The sequence below is a fragment of the Peribacillus sp. TE19612 genome (assembly GCF_056279465.1).
The window spans coordinates 134,927-150,531 of record NZ_JBWCCL010000004.1 but is presented as its reverse complement, the minus strand read 5'-3'; the positions used below and the strand labels follow the sequence as shown (position 1 = coordinate 150,531).

Sequence of the window (15,605 nt, the reverse complement as noted above, 5' to 3'; positions counted from 1 at the left end):
ATAAAATTAGCCTACAAACAGATTAACCCCGTTCAAGAATCCTGAACGGGGTTTTTCAATAAATAAGAGCTGTTTAATTTTGAGTTTTTATGGAGTTTAGTTCTCAAACATCATAAGTCTGTTCATTCAAGGTGGTTTTACTTGCAAACTTAAAAAGGGTCGGCTATGACAAGGATTTTCCCTGCTTTAATATCCTCCATATATTGATCGACTTCGGCTTCCTCCAGTCCAATGTCCAATAATGGCTTTCTTAATCCGCCTGCTCCCGATGCTGCCCCGGCTGCCGCTCCCCCAAAAGTGGCGAAAATCGGTCCTGCTGCCAATATCGGACCTATTCCTGGTACGGCCAATGCACTCATTCCAATAAGCAGGCCTGTCAATCCGACAGCTCCGCCGGCTGCTGCCCCAGCTACTAATCCATCAGTTTTTGCCGGGCTGACTTCCTCTGCTTCATTTGGTAATTTATCAATGTTTTTTGCCAATACTGATATTTGATCGGATGTATATCCTTGTTCCTTTAAGTTTCCGACTGCTGAAATCGCTTCATTTTCATTTTCATATATTGCTATAAACCTCTTGTCCATGGTATCTGCTCCTTTAAAAGTAATGTATTATACAATACCCTTAATTGAGTTTTAATAACCTTCCATGAAAGAAATGAATTCTATTCCCGGATTTGCCCCTGGCCATAAATGAAGTACTTGCTTGATGTTAATGCAGGTAAACCCATTGGTCCGCGCGCATGCAGCTTTTGTGTGGAAATGCCGATTTCTGCGCCATAACCGAATTCAAAGCCGTCGGTAAAACGGGTTGAAGCATTGTGATAAACGGCTGCGGCATCCACTTTATTCAAAAATGCAGAAGCATTTTGTTCATCCCCCGTTAAGATTGCTTCAGAATGCTTGGAACCGTATCGGTTTATGTGATCAATGGCATCGGATACACCTTTTACAGTTTTCACGCTGAGTTTTAAAGCCAGGTACTCAGTTGACCAATCTTCCTCCGTAGCCGTTTTCGCTCTCGGAAAGGAGCTGCAAACCGCTTCATCTCCATATAATTCAATACCCTTTTCGTCCAGGAGTTCCAGGATACGCACTCCATTTTCTTTCAACCATTCTTCATGGATTAGAAGCCCCTCAATAGCATTGCATACGGATGGGCGCTGAGTTTTACCGTTTAAGACAATTTTCTCGACCATCGTAATATCTGCGGTCTGATCGATGAAGATATGGCAATTGCCTGCTCCTGTTTCAAGGACGGGGACAGTGGACTCCTTAATCACCGTTTCAATTAAGTTCTTTCCGCCGCGGGGAATCAAAACATCTAAATACTCATTAAGATGAAAAAGTTCCTTAGCGGTTTCACGACTTGTATCCTCGATCAACTGAACAGCTTCTACAGGGATTTCCGTATTCTCCAATGCTTTATGAATGGAAGAGACAAGTGCCATATTGGAGTGTTTGGCTGACGAGCTGCCTCTTAAGATGACAGCATTCCCCGTTTTCAAGGATAATGTAGCTGCATCGATGGTCACGTTAGGCCTTGCTTCATAAATCATTCCGATTACCCCGATCGGCACCCGTTGCTTTTTAATCAATAAACCATTCTCTTTTTCAATCGTCTCCAATTGTTCCCCAATCGGATCATTTAACTCGATTAGAAGCTCAATGGCCGCTGCCATATCATCAATTCGGTTACCATTCAACATAATTCGATCTAATGTAGACTCACTGAAGCCTTTTTTCCTGCCATCTTCCAGATCCTTTTGGTTTTCCTTTATCAAAAAATCTTTATCGATAATAAGTTGTTTAGCAATTTTCCCAAGAGCCTCATTCTTCTTTTCCGTACTCAAACCGATTAGCTGATAACTGGCTTTTTTTGCTGCCTTTCCTTTCGCCGTCACTTCACTCATTTCTAAATTCCCCCTTTTTTCTTGAAATTGATTTTTTATGCTTTCACCCATTTATCGCGATGGATCACTTCTATGGAAGTGATTATAAGCTCGGATGTCCTCTTTCCCATCGCCTGTTTTAATTCTTCGTCGGAATAAAGGACCTCACCCCGCCCTAATAACCCATTTGCACCAAAGACTTCGACAACATCACCCTTATTGAAGACTCCTTTAATTTCATAAATTCCAGCTGGCAGCAGACTGCTGCCATTTGAAACTAAGGCCCTTTCGGCACCTTCATCAACGAAAATTTTCCCGGATACTTTTGAATGAAGTGATATCCATTGTTTGTTTTTCGTTACCGTCGTCAAGAGATCATTCCCAATGTACGTGCCATCACCATTGCCTTCAAGGATTGTTAGAAGTTTATCACTCCCCAAACCAGAACCGATGAATACTTTCACCCCTAGAGACAATGCCGTTTGCGCTGCAATCAGCTTCGATTTCATCCCACCGGTTCCGACATTGGAACCTGCACCTTCTGCCATTTGCAATAAATCATCCGTTATTTCGGATAGCTTATCAAATCGTTTAGCCCCTGGATTTGTCTGTGGATTGGAATCATAGAGCCCATTAATATCCGTTAATATGATCAAGTTGGACGCGTGGACTAATCCGCTTACCAAGGCGGATAGCATATCATTATCACCAAAAGTCAACTCCTCGACCGATACTGTATCATTTTCATTTATGATCGGAAGGATGCCGCGTTCAAGCAATTCCATCAATGTGGCATATGCATTTTTATATCTATCCTTTTTCGAGAAATCTTTCCTTGTTAATAAAATCTGCGCCGGAACGATTCCAAAGTTCCCTAATTGTTCCATATATGATTGAATCAATAGGCTTTGCCCCACCGCTGCAGCAGCTTGTTTTCCTTTGAGAGTGACAGGTCGCGTAGGGTAGCCGAGCTTGCGAAAACCTGTCGCTACAGCACCAGATGAAACAAGGACAACTTCATGCCCCGCTTTCCTTAACGCTGCCACTGCCTGGATATGATCGGAAAATTTGTTTTGGTCGATTTCACCTTGTGTATTGGTCAAAGAACTACTTCCTATCTTAACAACGATGCGTTTCTTTTCCATCGATTACTTCCTCCAATAAATATCTAAGACATGAAAAAAAGCCCTTTTCATCCTCGAAATAAGGACGAAAAGGGCTGCTCTCCGTGGTACCACCTTCATTGAATGCAAGTTCATGCATTCCACTTTGCCTGATAACGCCAGGATTTGCGCCTATGTTTTGCATAGGACTCAAGAAGCAGGTTCTGCGCTTTCCTGTCGCGGGTCTTCCAGCAATCGACGCCGCTCTCTGTCACAGTGATTCTCGCATACTAATCTTCTCTCAACGTTCATTGTTTTAATATAGTATGCAAAATTATCTTCTTGATGTCAATAACATTCCTGCGATGAATGATCCTTATAACGCGATTGCTGGGCCGAAGAACTCATAGTGAATTTTATCCGTATCTATCCCCAACTCTTTCAGGTAAGTGATGATCGCCTTCATGAAAGGAACAGGGCCACACACATAATAATCAGCTTCAGGTTTAACAAAACTGCTCAATAATTCCTTATCAATATACCCTTCCTTTTCAAAATTCGGGAGGTTCTTATCATCCTCACTCGGATTTTTAAAGACAAAGGATAATTGATAGTTGGTAAGCTTGTGTCCTAGTTCTGTCAGTTCCATTCTGAACGGCTGTAAATGGCCATTATCTGTTGCATGAATGAATTGTACATCACGCTCAGGTGTTTGTTCAGCTACCGCATGGACCATGCTCATGAAAGGCGTTATGCCAACGCCTCCGCTCAAGAATACTGCCGGTGTTCGTTTATCCAAGTCGATGGTGAAATCACCTGCAGGAGCCGTTACGTCAATACTGTCACCCATCTGAATGGATTCATGCAAGTAGTTAGAGACCCTACCATCAGGAGAGGTTCCCGACTTTTCTTTTTTAACGGAAATACGGAAATAATCTTTTCCCGGAACATCAGATAAACTATACTGACGGTTGAATAAATAGCGTTCACCCGGTATCTCAATCCGAACGGTAATATATTGTCCTGGAAGAAATGCCGGAACCTTATCTCCATCTGATGGCTTTAGATAAAAGGATGTGATTACTTCACTTTCCCGTACTTTTTCCACTACTGTGAATCGTTTGAAATCAGACCATCCGCCGACCTGATTGGAAGCTTCGTCGTACATTTCCTTTTCGATGCTAATGAAAACATCCGCAATGACTCCATACGCCTCTCCCCAAGCTTGAAGGATTTCTTCTGTAGCCGAATCTTGTAACACTTCTTTGATTGCGCCTAATAGGTGTTCTCCAACAATCGGATAATGTTCGGCTTTGACTGCAAGACTTCTATGTTTTTGTGCTATTTGCTTCACGGCAGGTAAAATCGTTTCTAGTTGATCTATATATTTAGCTGCTGCCAAAACCGTGTTGGCAAGTGCAGTTTGCTGGCGCCCCTTTTTTTGATTGGCATGATTGAAAACATTTAATAATTCAGGATGTGCTTCGAAAAGATTTTTATAGAATACAGTTGTGATAGTTGTACCATGCACTTCTAATACAGGTACGGTTGATTTGATAATATCGATGGTTTTCTGGGATAGCATAGGTAAACCCCTTTTCATAAACAAGTATTTTGAATACATGTTTATATTAGAACTTAAATGCATTAAAAGCAATATTTTTTATACATCTTTTCAGATAATAAGTTTTCATGTTTATAAAATGTTCACATTTATGATATAGTCAAATGGGGATAGAATGTGAGGCGATAAACATGAGGTTGACGAGTTATTCAGATTACTCACTTAGAGTGTTGATTTACCTGGCTACCCACGACCAAAGCAAATTATCAAATATCAAAGAGATTTCTGAAGTATATCAACTGTCTAAAAATCATTTGATGAAAATTGTTCATAATCTAGGTAAATTAGGCTATATTGAGACGATACGTGGAAGAAATGGCGGTTTCCGGCTTGCAAAATCACCCGCTGAAATAAATGTAGGGGAACTTGTGCGGAGAACCGAAGAAGATTTTTATTTAGTGGAATGTTTTAAAGATCACGATAACTGTGTGATTTCTCCCGTTTGTTCATTGAAATTTGTCCTTAACAATGCCTTGGATGCTTTTTTAAAGGTCCTTGATCAATATACGATTGCAGACTTCAGCGAAAATAAAGTAATGCTCAAAACCTATTTTGATTCGGTAAAGCAGAATGACGAAAAGCCCGATTTTTTATAATCGGGCTCTTTTTCATTAACCGATGATTCGTTCGATTTGCCATTCTTTTTCCATTCGTAAATCTATGATCTCTGTACCGGTTTTCAACAAAGCTTTAAGGGGATCGTATGGATCGATCATGATGATCGTCCCGATTCGTCCATTGGTAAGGGTGACTTCTTTTCCGACTAAAGTGGACATTAATCGGTTTACAAACTCCATTAGGATCTCAGGATTAAATTTACCGAACTTATCGCTGTTCATTTGCTCAATCACCTTATAAAACGGCATGGCCCGATGATATACACGATTTGAAGACATCGCATGGAATACATCGGCTATTGCGACGATTTTCGCATGATGATGGATATCATTCCCCATCAGACCATGTGGATAGCCCTTCCCATCTTCCCGTTCATGGTGCTGAAGGGCTGTTAATGCAATCGATGGTGGGATTCCTGGGATACTTTTAAGTAATTCATAACCATAAATGGCATGGAGTTTCATTTCTTCATATTCTGCTGCAGTCAGTTTACCCGGCTTTTCCAATATACTATCCGGAATCCTTGTTTTACCCACGTCATGCAGTGTGGCTGCCAGTGTCAGTGCTGAAAGGTTTTCTTTCGATAATCCAAGCTTCATCCCTAGATAAGTGGCAATGATCCCGACACCGATATTATGCTTATACGTGTACTCGTTATTTGCTTGCAGCTCTTCGAAAAGGTAATAAACATCAGGATTCTTTGCAGCTTCTGCAATGACAGGTGCAACTTTTGCTTTAATCAATACAATCTTATCAAGCTGTATTTTTCCTTCATTTCGTATATCTTGAAAGATGTTTTTCAATTGAAGCGAAGCTTCGTTGATTCTTTCCTGAATATTTACGTTAGGTCGTGCATGATCTACCGTTAAAGAAGTTGCATCTTTTTTCAATTCTTCCCTTATGAAATCAATTCTGGGTATGGTAAGAGGCGTTTTCGCATTATATAGTTTCCCTCTTCTATTTTTCATTGCTCTCACACTTTTCTCTATTTTTCACCTATAATACCATATCCTTCATTGCCTTGTGTCTTAATGAAAGCAATTTTTGGGCACTTAAGTTCGGTCACTAAGTTCATTGCCCAGCTGTTTTAATTTTTCACCAACCGTACATTCTGAAATACAGAACTGATGGGCATACGTACGCCCCTTCTCTTTTCGAAAATGCTTTCTTAAAAAACAATCTTGGCAAAATGAAGCGAGAACATCTTCCACTTCTTCATATATTTTTTTCCTGTTCATTGTTGTTATGGCTCCTTTGACCCAGCAATTTCTATTTTACTGAAAATGGCTTTTCCTTGCAGTGCAAGTGTGGCCAGGCGATCGGCTTCCTGGTTTTCCTTTCGAGAAATCGGCTTGCAGACAGGAATGATCTTTAATTTATCCAGTTTCGCTTCAATGCGGTCCAGCCATTTATTTAAGTTTTCTTCCATACAGGGCCATTCACCGGAAAGTTGATTTAAGACGACGAGAGAATCCCCTTTAAAGACACAGCTTTGATGGTGGATTCCAAGTTCGTCCATCTGCCTGACCGCTTCATGAAAAGCCGCATATTCAGCTTCATTATTGGATTCGAATTGCTCCAATTTCACATTCGTGCGTAACCGCCAGAACTTTTTTCCTTGACGATAATAAATGGCAACACCAATTCCTGCCACCTTTTCATCTTTTTGAAAACCTCCATCAAAGAAAACCGTCACATCCTGCGGTTCTTCCTCAATTTCCGTCAGGAGTTTCTTTAACTCCTTCTTGGTCCATGATGTATCGAATTCATCCTTGAATTCCACTTCTTTCAGCCTTCCTGCCTTTTCAAGATCTTCGGTAATGACCAGTGCAGTCCCGGCATCGAGCCAATCCGAAACGAAATCGGCAGATGGTTTTTTTGAAGCTTGATATGTCCATTGCATAATTACCTTCAAAGATTTCCAGCTCCTTATCCATTCACGATTCATGCAGAACAGCTTACAAATTTCATACCTTTTTTTCGTCATACCCTTTATAATATATTGTAAGCATTTTAATCACTCTTTTTAATTATAGTTCCCATATCAGCCTGAAATTCTCATGTTTCAATCTTAAATTTAAATGAAACGTAACATTTTAACAGTTAAACTCGAGGAGGAGCACATCTTGATCGAAGTGTATATTGATGGTGCCAGTGCGGGCAATCCAGGGCCTAGCGGTGCAGGTGTTTTCATAAATAATAACGGTGTGGTCGAGAGGCATTCCTTTCCTCTTGGGAATATGGAAAACCATGAAGCGGAGTACCATGCCTTAATCAAAGCATTGGAGATTTGTGTGGCCAATAAGTATCAAGTCGTTTCTTTTCGTACGGACTCCCAAGCCATCAACCAGGCCATTGAAAAAAGATTTGCAAAAAATAAGTATGCCCTTTTGCTGGAACGGGCTTTAAAGCTTTCCGACGTGCTTGATTTATTTTTCATGAAATGGATTCCAAATATCGAAAATAAGTCCGCAGATGAGTTGGCGAGACGGGCCATTCGATTGAATAAGGCTGAGGAAATTCATGAACAAGACAGCTGATTTTTCGTTATTATTCGTTGTATTCATCTGGGGCGTCACTTTTGTCATGGTCCAAAATGCGCTGTCTTTTCTTGACCCCTTCACGTTTAATGGCGTCCGTTTTTTCATGGCGTTCGTATTCTTGCTCATCCCTTATTTATTGACTCTACACAAAAAGGGGAAAAACGGGAGCAAGGGCCTTTTTAAAGCTGGGTTTCATATTGGTGTATGGCTTTTTCTCGGTTATGGGCTTCAAACGATCGGATTGAATTATACAACGCCTGCAAAGACTGGCTTTATAACAGGATTAAGTGTTGTCATGGTACCTGTTTTTTCCCTGCTGCTATTAAAGCATAGGCTTTCCCGCAATACAATAATAGGTGTCGCAGCCGCAACCATCGGACTTTATTTAATGACTTTCGCTGACCGCTCCAATTTGAATATCGGTGATTTACTGGTATTTTTATGTGCAATCAGTTTTGCCATGCAAATCATCACTACCGCTAAATATGCCAAGACCCTTCCCGCTTTACCGCTGACGTTGGTTCAGGTTTCCACCGTATCTTTATTATCATTTGTTTCAGCTTTCATTTTCAAAGAGAATCATTCCGTCATCTTCAGCTCAGAGGTCATGTTACAGAAGGATGTATGGACTGCTTTATTGGTTACGGCAGCCCTTGCCACGGCGTTCGCCTTTTTCGCACAAACCTTCTTCCAAGCCTATACGACACCTACAAGAGTGGCGCTGATCTTTTCAATGGAACCGGTTTTTGCAGCGTTATCCTCATACATATTGATAGGGGAAAAATTGACTTCCGCTTCCATCATCGGCTGCGCATTCATATTCTTGGGAATGATTTTTGCAGAACTGCCTGTTAAGAAAAAGAAACCGGTGACAAAGGGGTTTTCTTGAAAAGCCCAATAAAATAAATCGGACTTCCAGTTACGAAGTCCGATTTATTTAAGTAGCCCCTGTTCTTTTGCAAACGATACCGCTGCACTACGCGTTTCAATGCCATTTTGTTTTAAGTTTTCCAAAAAGGAGATATAAAAGCTGCCATCAAAATTCTTTTGTACCTTCAATGTCAACTCTATTGCTGCATTGACTAAAATATCACTTGCATCTGTGTAGCGCTTACCAAAATAAATAAAACCAATCGCGTCATTACCAAAAGTGAATCCCTTACCCTCTAAAAAACTAACATACTCTTCAGTTGATTTCGCCACTTCTGCATCCACTCCATACTTCATGCCTTATTTTCATCTTACCGTATATAAAAGAATTTGACTATCCATTTTTCGACAAAAAAATCATCGTACAAAATAAAGGACCTCCCATTAGGGAGGTCCCAGACTGTACAATTTGAACGTTGATTGGAACGTAGGACACTCGTTTTTCGCGGGCGGTCCGCCCTCGGCGCAAGCGCCTGCAGGGTCTCCCTTCAACGCGCGGGCTAGTAGAGCCCCAATCTCTTAAATTCAGGCGAAAATTTAAAGGGAATTTCAAAAGGGGAGCTCCCCTTTTTTGATTAGATCATTCGCAGTAAAGTCCTGAATTCATGATCCCTAGCCAGATTTTTGACCTTTTCGCGATCATACTGATAGACCGCATCGTCCAAAGGACATGAAATTGGTACATCACATTTTATTTCTGCTAGCTTTCTGGATAAATGAAGCATATCGACAGCGGATTCAATTTTAGCCCGTTGCCCATTCGTCAATGAAGCAACATTTTCAAGAATGCCTTCGATACTTTGATACTGTATCAATAATTTCAATGCTGTCTTCTCCCCAATTCCTTTAACCCCGGGATAGTTATCAGCTGTATCACCCATTAAAGCTTTTAAATCGATCATTTGCCTTGGTGTAATCCCTTTCCACTCAAAAAAGCTATCGGGATTATGCACCTCATAGTTACCATACCCTTTTTTTAACAATAGTACGGAAATGTTTTCATCTATTAACTGAAGCATATCTTGATCGCCAGTCAATATACCCACTCGGCTATGCTGTGCAGATGCTTTGGCAATTGTTCCGATACAGTCATCCGCCTCATAACCAGATAGTCCTATGTTAGGGATATCGAATGCTTCAACCGCTTTTTTCGCTAAGTCGAATTGAGGGATCATTTCGACTGGAGCTTCTGATCGATTCGCCTTGTATCCATCAAATAATTCATTTCTGAAAGTCTTGCTGCCCATATCCCAGCATACCGCTACATGACTGGGTGAAAAGTGATTCACCGCCGTCAGCATATGCTTCAAAAAACCTTGAACGGCATTGGTCGGGATGCCTTTGGAGTTAATCATGAATTGACCAGTAACGGCCGTTGCATAAAAAGCTCTAAATAAAAGCGCCATTCCATCGACAAGCATAAAGGATGGATGCTGCTCATTTTCTTTCATTAACACATTATCACCTCTATCATGATGTACTTCCATTTTATCATAACTGTCCCTTTTTTTAAGGATCGTTTAATTGGAAAAAATATTATTCAATTGGATTATCATCATACGAGATCCAGTCACTGAAACTGCCAATATAAATCTTCACATCTTTAAAGCCCGCTTCTTTCAGGGCGATATAATTGGGTGAGGCCGTTACACCTGAACCGCAGTACACAATGATTTCCTTATCTTTACCGATGCTTGTAAAATTCGACTGAAGATCTTCCTTCTTTTTAAAATAGCCATTTTCCAGAACGTTCGTCCACACCTTATTTACTGCACCAGGTATATGGCCGGCTTTTTTATCAATTGGCTCCTCGATTCCCTCGTAGCGCTTAGATTCCCGTGAATCCATTAATACGATATCGTCAGGTCTATTCAAAGTGTAATCCTTCACTTTTCGAAAAGATGCAAAAACGTGCTCATTTAAATCGATACGATTTTCGGTTGGCATATAATTCATTTGAATCGAGTCAATCGGATAGCCCGCATCCCTCCAGGCGCGATATCCCCCGTTCAGGACAAAGACTTTCTGATGCCCAAGGTAGCTTAGCAACCAGACAAACCTGGAAGCAAAAGAACCTTCCCCGCCGTCATAAGCGATAAGTACAGTATCGTTGGTGATTCCATTTGATTCCAGTTTATCTTTAATGGTTTCCAGGTCAGGAAGAGGATGTCTTCCGCCATGTTCTTGAACCTGACCCGATAAGTCCTTTTCAAGATCGAAATAAACAGCGCCTGAAATATGGTCTTTTTTGTAATCATTATACCCTGCGTCAGGAGAGCCTAATTGAAAGCGGCAGTCACAAATTCTGATATCTCTAGAATTCAACAACGGCAACAGCTCTTCTTTTTCGATTATAAAACTCATCTCATATCCCCCTATTCCAAAATGGCCCAAATTAATTCATTAAGTTCCATTTCCATGTTCTTCCCTTGATGTAGCCTAGTTATCTCATTCTTTATGGAAAGTGATTTCCCTTCTATTAGAGAAAGATTATTTTCACTTTCATTGTTGCTTATACATTCTTCCATTTGTTTTGCTTTAAATATCCGGGTCATCCTGTTTTTCATTCCTTGATCCATTGAAACCGAATCAAGTAATTCCCATACCGATAATGGTGGCAGCGAACCCCGTTGGATGATATATTCAAGGGTTAAATACGAACGGTATACTTGTACCCATATTTTTAGCTCTTTTCTTTCGGAACCCCTTGTTTTTGTCAATTGTTGAAGATTGTCGCTCATCATCCGATAGTAATGGTGCCCCAGTGCCTTTTTGGAATAGCAATCCGGTATCAAACCAGTCATCTTCCTATAATAATCCGGATGGGTTATCAACCTGATAGGCGACTGAAACAATTCAAATAGAGCAGGGTTACTCTTTAAGGTAAGACGGGATGATTTAAAGAGATCCCAGCCTTCCATGTCAAATAGGCCTTCTTTCACTTGAATGACTTCAACTGGCTGACTCAAGCTCAAGTATGATCGCTTATCATTATGAACAAATATAAACCGAACATCGTAATCCGATTGGACCGATGATAAACCAAAAGAATGGCTGCCAGTAACAGCAGCCATCAATATGGTTATATCCTCATTCTTTTCCAGGTATCTCAAGCGTGAAATAAGGTTTTCTTTCATGAATGAACCTCGTTTCTATTTCGAATGCATTTTAGCCAATTCCGCTACAGCATTTTCATAATACGGTAAATCAACCGTTTCCTCCAATGCTGCACGTAAACCTGCAAAGATATCCGATACTTCCGTCTTAAACTCTTTTTGAATCGCGAGTAACTCTTGATCGAGGACTTCATTATACATTTCGTAAATCCGCTCACCCTGTTCTTTTGCATATATAAGGGCAGGTTCATCCAAACGCTTCTGAAGACCTTCACTCATTTTCGCTTTTTCATTCTTTTCAAAGAAAGATTTTGGATTCTTGAATAATGCCAATTCCTTTTTGAATTCCCCTGTATCCAATTGGGCAAAAGCACCAGTGAATTCAAGGGATTCCCTCTCATTGGGTTCATATGGCTGTAATGAAAGGGTTCTTCTTATTTTTTGCATTTGCTGAAGCAAACTGCCCTGTTTCTCATTCAGTAATTTATTTACGAACATTTCCGTCCTTAAAGCCGTAGCACGCATTTCCTGGGCAAGGTCAAAGCCTAACGCATCCAATAAGTTCTTCATCGATTGCTTGAGGACAATTTTCAGATCGCCTCCATCATCTTTTAAAACAGCTGGATTGAACGATTCTTTGAAGAAATCATTAAACCGGAAGAAGACCCGTTGTTTACTATAGAAAGTCAATTCGTCTATCTCTTTTTTCAACCGTTGCTTTTCGGCATCCCCTTTAATGACTGAAAGGAGTTCCGAAATGGCCTGTGACTCATGAGAAAGGGTCTCCAGGGCTTTTCGTTTCGCTTTCTCATCCTGTCTGGAAGCTGTAATTACATCTCGTAGCAATTCTTCGGTTCTTTTTACAGCCGCTTGAGCAGATTCAATCGCAAGTCCAGTTAAATCGTTTTCTATGAAAGAATCGAATTGGCCTTGGAATTCCATGATTCCGCTATTAGGAAGGAATGAATGCTTAAACGAACCAGGCGTTTGTTTTTCCATCAACGCCCCCTTACTCGTAAGCGGGAACAGTTTTGGAAAACGGATACCGAATCCATTCAATTGATCTGTGACATAATCCATCACTTCGTCCAATTCGTCAGTCGTTTGTGCCAGGTCGACGGCATTGACGATGAAAAACATCTTATCCATAGCGAAAGAATCCTTCACACGTCCAAGCTGTATCAGGAACTCCCTGTCTGCCCGGGAAAATGGATGATTATAATAAGTCACAAATAGGATGGCGTCCGAATTCTTAATATATTCGAAAGCTGCTCCTGTATGGCGTGCATTAATCGAATCGGCCCCAGGTGTGTCAACAAGGACCATCCCCTGCTTTGTCATTTCACAGTCATAACGCAATTCGATCAGATCAACAAGACATGACTTGGACTCTTCCGCAGCAAACCGTTTAAAACCTTCAAGGTCTACCGTAACCACATTTCCTAAATCATTTTGGTACTCGGGAAGCCCTTGATGAAACGCCCTAAGAAACGATAAGTGCGTTTTACCCTTATCAACTTCCCCTGCCTTCGCAATGATTTGCCCTGCTAGTTGAAGTGCTTCATCCAGAGTCTTTGCCGATTTATCAAAAGCTGCCAATGCCAGGCTTACATCTTCCAACAGCATCGCTTCGGTCTTTAATTTGACGGTTGCCGTTCCATGTGGATGCTGAGCGTCCGAAGACATGATTTTGTTGATTGCGGCAGTTGTCGGATTTGGTGAGACAGGAAGGACGCTTTCTCCCATCAAAGCATTGGCAAAGGAAGATTTACCCGCACTGAATGCACCGAAGAGGGCAACCGTGAACGTCTGTTGTTCCAAGCGATTTGCCTTCTCTTTCAATTCTTTATAAAGCGATTGAAACCCTCTCAGAGGTTGGATCAGCTCGGCCGCCTGTTTTAAACTCGCTGCAGTTTCCATCAGCTTTTCTTTTCCGCGTAAATCAGTAGCATCAGATGAAGAAACAGTCACGGAAGGTACAGCTTCCGTGATTTCTTTAACATGATCACTTACAGATTGTTCGTTGACGGGCCTTGAATTACTTACTTTATCGGTTGTCATGATTTTGACTGTAATATTTTTTTCCTCTTCATTCCATTGAGTTAACAGCATATCGATTTCACGCTCATCGACTAATGATTCAGTTTGATGGGCAATGGCCTCTAAACGTTCCGTTTGGTACTCGATTTCCGCGTTCATCGCAGCAGTAACTTTTAGAGCTTCCGCAAATTCAGAAAAACCTTCAAGTTCCTTATCGATGGACATAGACTGCTGTTCCACTATTCCTTCCATAACGGTAACCATATCATTCAAAAATCCTTCTGATACATCACGTGCTTTCTTTTTGATCGCTGATGCCAAATCATTCGTATAGTTTAAAACGTATTCACCCGTAATATCGACTTGAGGTTTCAAAGAGTTTTTTATGTAAGATTCCGTTACCTCGATTTGAAGTGCCTGAGCCTTACTTTCAAGTGTTGAATCATGGATTTCCGCTTGATTAAGCGTTTTAACCGCCAGTTCTTTAAGATGCCATTCAAGCTGGGTTTTCACCTTTTCTTGTAGATCGCTCAAGAACGCCTTAATACGTGCCTCACGTTCGGCATCCGTTTTTTTCTTGGCAAATAATAGACCCATTTTAAAGTCCGGCTGAGCTGATTCCAAGAATGATTTACCTAGGTCCCGTGTTGCCGCCGGCATGATGTATGCGCCTTTTAAAATAGTTTCCAATGCATCGGCATATTGGCCCTTGATTTCCTCTATGCGTCCAGTCAATGATTTTTTTTCTTTCAATAGGCTGTCCACCTGATTTGTCAGGTGTAGCCGCTCTTCATGAGGCAGTTCTGATAATACTTCAAAATCATCGGCATGTTCCTCTTCATACTGCTCCTTCAGCCAATTAAGATGTCTTTCGACAAGGGCATTAGCCGATTGCATGATGGCATCTTTCCCATCATTTAAACCTTTGCCCGCCATTTCATATATGAATTGCTTGACCACTTCTATTTCATTTTCGGTATTGTTCAAGTCTCTTACGGATGTATAAAAAATACCATCAGGATATACATTCCAGTTCGCAAAAGCTTCAGAAACGGAAAGCTTGAAGTCTTGAAATCCAAGCTCGTTCTCATCATGCTTATCGATCATATTGATAATTAAGTATGTCGGTTTTTCAGCCTCCAACAATTCTTTCGTGAATAGGAAGTTCACTTCTGATTGGACGTGATTGTAGTCCATGACATAAAAGACGACATCAGCTAGATGCAGGGCAGATTCCGTAGAAACTCTATGTGCATCGTCTGTCGAATCGATTCCTGGCGTATCCATGATCGCACATGAATCCGGCAGTGAAAAATCATTGGAACTTATCGTTATTGCCGATACTGAATCTCCATCCTTGGCAAATTTCTTGACCTCTTTAAAATCATAAGGTGCAGGAAATAAGACTGGTGGCTGATGATGGTAAAAGACTTTGGCATAGTCTTCCCCTTTTTGTACCTTTACCGTATTTGCACTCGTAGGAATCGGACTTGAAGGCAATACTTGATCACCAAGGAGAAAGTTGATCATACTAGATTTCCCCGCTGAAAAATGCCCGCAAAAAGCAATGATGAACTCCTCATTATTCACTTTCATGATTAACTGTTTCATTTTATCTGCATTGCCTGTATCACCTGCCGATTGAAATTTCTCATACATGGCAGTCAAAATTCCCAATTTGGACTGTTGCTTTAATGTTTCTTGAATCATGAATCCATACCCCTTAATCTATCGTCATTT

15 protein-coding genes and 1 other annotated feature are annotated in these 15,605 nt (G+C 40.9%); of the genes, 3 read left to right on the top strand and 12 right to left on the bottom strand.

Going from position 1 to position 15,605, the window contains the following annotated elements; all coding sequences use genetic code 11:
- Positions 1–149: 149 nt before the first annotated feature.
- The 4 genes from ACZ9AO_RS08890 to hmpA form a co-directional block, all read right to left on the bottom strand.
- On the bottom strand, positions 150–584 hold the full coding sequence (locus ACZ9AO_RS08890) for a general stress protein (RefSeq protein WP_082196440.1): 435 nt from the start codon (positions 582–584) through the stop codon (positions 150–152).
- Positions 585–664: 80 nt separating this feature from the next.
- The gene (locus ACZ9AO_RS08885) at positions 665–1,912 is read right to left on the bottom strand and encodes a glutamate-5-semialdehyde dehydrogenase (RefSeq protein ID WP_251540717.1); all 1,248 of its coding nucleotides are present in this window, start codon (positions 1,910–1,912) and stop codon (positions 665–667) included.
- Between the two features lie 35 nt (positions 1,913–1,947).
- On the bottom strand, positions 1,948–3,036 hold the full coding sequence (gene proB / locus ACZ9AO_RS08880; protein ID WP_476108887.1) for a glutamate 5-kinase: 1,089 nt from the start codon (positions 3,034–3,036) through the stop codon (positions 1,948–1,950).
- A 57-nt stretch (positions 3,037–3,093) separates the two neighbouring features.
- Positions 3,094–3,308: a binding site (T-box leader), on the bottom strand.
- Positions 3,309–3,370: 62 nt separating this feature from the next.
- Positions 3,371–4,579, bottom strand: coding sequence for an NO-inducible flavohemoprotein (hmpA, locus tag ACZ9AO_RS08875; protein ID WP_476108886.1), 1,209 nt, complete (start codon positions 4,577–4,579; stop codon positions 3,371–3,373).
- 170 nt (positions 4,580–4,749) lie between these two features.
- Between hmpA and ACZ9AO_RS08870 the strand changes: the two genes are divergently transcribed.
- Positions 4,750–5,214: an RrF2 family transcriptional regulator gene (locus tag ACZ9AO_RS08870; protein WP_048688442.1), complete on the top strand. Its 465-nt coding sequence runs from the start codon at positions 4,750–4,752 to the stop codon at positions 5,212–5,214.
- A 15-nt stretch (positions 5,215–5,229) separates the two neighbouring features.
- Here ACZ9AO_RS08870 and ACZ9AO_RS08865 read toward each other — a convergent pair whose 3' ends face one another.
- The 3 genes from ACZ9AO_RS08865 to ACZ9AO_RS08855 form a co-directional block, all read right to left on the bottom strand.
- Positions 5,230–6,204, bottom strand: a complete 975-nt coding sequence (locus ACZ9AO_RS08865) for an HD-GYP domain-containing protein (protein WP_476108885.1) — start codon at positions 6,202–6,204, stop codon at positions 5,230–5,232.
- 84 nt (positions 6,205–6,288) lie between these two features.
- Entirely contained in the window at positions 6,289–6,474 is a 186-nt protein-coding gene (locus tag ACZ9AO_RS08860; protein ID WP_034307842.1) for a zinc-finger domain-containing protein, read from the bottom strand.
- Between the two features lie 5 nt (positions 6,475–6,479).
- Positions 6,480–7,151, bottom strand: a complete 672-nt coding sequence (locus tag ACZ9AO_RS08855) for a ribonuclease H family protein (RefSeq protein ID WP_476108884.1) — start codon at positions 7,149–7,151, stop codon at positions 6,480–6,482.
- 211 nt (positions 7,152–7,362) lie between these two features.
- On the opposite strand from ACZ9AO_RS08855, the gene ACZ9AO_RS08850 reads away from it, so the two are divergent.
- Together ACZ9AO_RS08850 and ACZ9AO_RS08845 are read left to right on the top strand one after the other, a co-directional pair.
- A complete protein-coding gene (locus tag ACZ9AO_RS08850; protein WP_476108883.1) occupies positions 7,363–7,776 on the top strand; it encodes a reverse transcriptase-like protein in 414 nt (137 codons plus the stop codon).
- Positions 7,760–8,668 carry a DMT family transporter gene (locus ACZ9AO_RS08845; protein ID WP_476108882.1) on the top strand — a complete coding sequence of 303 codons (909 nt, stop codon included), beginning with the start codon at positions 7,760–7,762 and terminating at the stop codon, positions 8,666–8,668. The genes ACZ9AO_RS08850 and ACZ9AO_RS08845 overlap by 17 nt, the downstream gene beginning before the upstream one ends.
- A 44-nt stretch (positions 8,669–8,712) precedes the next feature.
- Here ACZ9AO_RS08845 and ACZ9AO_RS08840 read toward each other — a convergent pair whose 3' ends face one another.
- From ACZ9AO_RS08840 to ACZ9AO_RS08820, 5 genes are all read right to left on the bottom strand, one after another.
- A complete protein-coding gene (locus tag ACZ9AO_RS08840) occupies positions 8,713–9,006 on the bottom strand; it encodes a DUF6123 family protein (RefSeq protein WP_048688421.1) in 294 nt (97 codons plus the stop codon).
- 278 nt (positions 9,007–9,284) lie between these two features.
- Entirely contained in the window at positions 9,285–10,160 is an 876-nt protein-coding gene (locus tag ACZ9AO_RS08835) for a 5'-3' exonuclease (protein ID WP_053535539.1), read from the bottom strand.
- An 85-nt stretch (positions 10,161–10,245) separates the two neighbouring features.
- Positions 10,246–11,073 carry a sulfurtransferase gene (locus tag ACZ9AO_RS08830; RefSeq protein WP_476108881.1) on the bottom strand — a complete coding sequence of 276 codons (828 nt, stop codon included), beginning with the start codon at positions 11,071–11,073 and terminating at the stop codon, positions 10,246–10,248.
- Positions 11,074–11,084: 11 nt separating this feature from the next.
- Positions 11,085–11,846 (bottom strand): nucleotidyltransferase domain-containing protein, encoded by a 762-nt coding sequence (locus ACZ9AO_RS08825; protein WP_476108880.1) that lies wholly within the window; start codon positions 11,844–11,846, stop codon positions 11,085–11,087.
- Positions 11,847–11,861: 15 nt separating this feature from the next.
- Complete coding sequence (locus ACZ9AO_RS08820) at positions 11,862–15,575, bottom strand: dynamin family protein (protein ID WP_476108879.1); 3,714 nt, start codon at positions 15,573–15,575, stop codon at positions 11,862–11,864.
- Between the last annotated feature and the right edge of the window lie 30 nt (positions 15,576–15,605).